The sequence below is a fragment of the Aureibaculum marinum genome (assembly GCF_003813905.1).
Classification (GTDB): Bacteria; Bacteroidota; Bacteroidia; order Flavobacteriales; family Flavobacteriaceae; genus Aureibaculum; species Aureibaculum marinum.
In genome coordinates, this window is record NZ_RPFJ01000064.1 from 1 (window position 1) to 2095 (window position 2095).

1 protein-coding gene is annotated in these 2095 nt (G+C 30.7%); it reads right to left on the minus strand.

Annotated features, from left to right (window positions below):
- Window positions 1-311: 311 nt before the first annotated feature.
- Window positions 312-1778 (minus strand): hypothetical protein, encoded by a 1467-nt coding sequence (locus EGM88_RS14620; protein ID WP_123899169.1) that lies wholly within the window; start codon window positions 1776-1778, stop codon window positions 312-314.
- Window positions 1779-2095 lie beyond the last annotated feature (317 nt).

Consider the following 2095-nt stretch of genomic DNA (forward strand, 5'->3'; position numbering starts at 1 on the left):
GTCGATTAGAGTGAAAGTAATACCCTTTATCTAATACAATGTCTCGGTTATTTTACTTCTTATTTCTCTCCATAATCATTGGATTTTACGAACATCCGTATTAATAACTCCTAACGTCTCGTATAAGAAACGTAGGGCAGGTGATAAGCACTTACGTTTCGGTTTATTACTTAGCTAAATATAAATATTTTGCTTTTATCTTTTCTATCATAAACGCCAAATTTTATATTTAGCGGACTTTGTAAATATTCACAGACCTTTCGGTTTAGCACAAACGCCCTATGTTTTTTATACCGTGTTGTATGCCGTTTTTACACTTTAGACGCAGATGCTTTTCGTCTTGCATCAATTACAATAATATTTTCATCTCCTTCTTTTCCTATCTTTTTTAATACTCGGTTTACTTTCCTTATATCATTTTCTGTATAGCATAGTACAACAGAAATATCATTTGATGATTTCGAAGCAGACTTGTAAATGTTTGTTTGGTTTTCTAAATTCCTTTCAAGAGAAGAAGATTTTGCAAGTTTAAATTCAACTATTGTCGAATCTCCGCTACCAAAGGAAACTTTATAATCGGCAGGTCCACGTCCATTATTGACTTCTGCATTTACGTCAAATGGAGATGCATACCAAGTCAACCTAAATATTCTTTGTATCGTATCTTCTTTTGCAATTGGTTTAGTGCCGTCATAGAAAATCCTATAACCATCATTGTTTTCTATGACATCTTTTAAATAATTAGCTCTTTTTAAAGCTTCTTCATAGCTATTTGGCTTTACAGAATAAAATTCACTATTATCATTTAATAAGTTACAAAGTGGTGTTAAAGAATCTATTAGTTGGTCTCTAAGTTCCTCTATTTTAGACAAAGCAACTCCGCTAACGACCTTTTTACTATCCTCTTTTAGTCTTATATATAGGTCAACTAAATCAGGATATTGTTCAACTGTTCTTACGAAAGCCTCAATTTTATCTTTTTTCTTAGGCCTTTTAGGTAAATGTGTTCTAAAGTAATCATTGACGGCTGTTCGTAATGAATCATTTCCAATTGAGCGTGTGACATTATTGAAGTTGTTATAGAAGTCACCATTATTAATAATAGCTTCATCAACAGTCAAAATATCTAATGGAGTTAAGAGTATAAAATCACCATTTTTTTCTCTAAAGAAATATGGTAATTTGAATGTTCTTGGTTGCCAAGTCTTTGTAGCTCTATCAAACTTACACCTTATTGAAAAATCAGTTATTTGATTTTCATTAAGATATTTTAATGCGAAATTTTGAGTATATTCCAGTAGATATTCGAAAATTAAATTTGTTGTAAAATCACTAATAAAATCTTTGCCAACTCCTGAATTTAATAAGGTTAATTTTTCAATATGAGTTTCATCTGTAATCTTTTCTTCTCCAAAAGTTTTATAGAACCCATTAAAGGCTTTAATAGCACTTTTTGCAAATCTAATTCCGAGTCCTTTACCTCCATTACCGTATTGAGCTAAACCTAGCCAGTTTTGTTTAATTTCAGGAAATCTAAACAAACTTATATCTACATCTTTTCCATCGCTTTCTATGGCATAAGATTTTAATAGAAGAAGATGCTCCACAACTTGCTTATGAAGTACTTTATATTCTGGCTTCTCTGATGCAAATAATAAAAAAGGGTCAAGAAAAAGAGGAAGGTCAGAACTCAAACAAATATTTAAAGCTCCATATTCCGTCATTTGTGATTCTTCAATTTCAAAATATTCGGAAAAAAGAAGCTTAAAGTTCGACATATTGGTTTTTGTTAAAATTCTGTGGCGTGTTTATTTTCAAATGGCATACAACGGTCTTCTTTACTTTACCGTGCTATTAAATAGTTAATTAACTTTACTAAGAAACAAGAGGAGAACTATAACGGTCTTTGGAATAGCAGTTCCTTTATACGTATGAGTCCTCTTGTCTCTCTTAGGTTGCTTAGGACCATTTGGAATACAAGGAATTTTTTCCTAATAAAGGTGATAGTCATTGCAACATTTATTAATCATTTCTTTCTAAAAGGAAATAATATTTAAAAATATGAAAAATTATGTAGATGTTATAGGAATTGATG

Coding starts and splice junctions, on each gene's coding strand:
- EGM88_RS14620 (WP_123899169.1), bottom strand. CDS start 1,778: ATGTCGAACTTTAAGCTTCTTTTTTCCGAATATTTTGAAATTGAAGAA.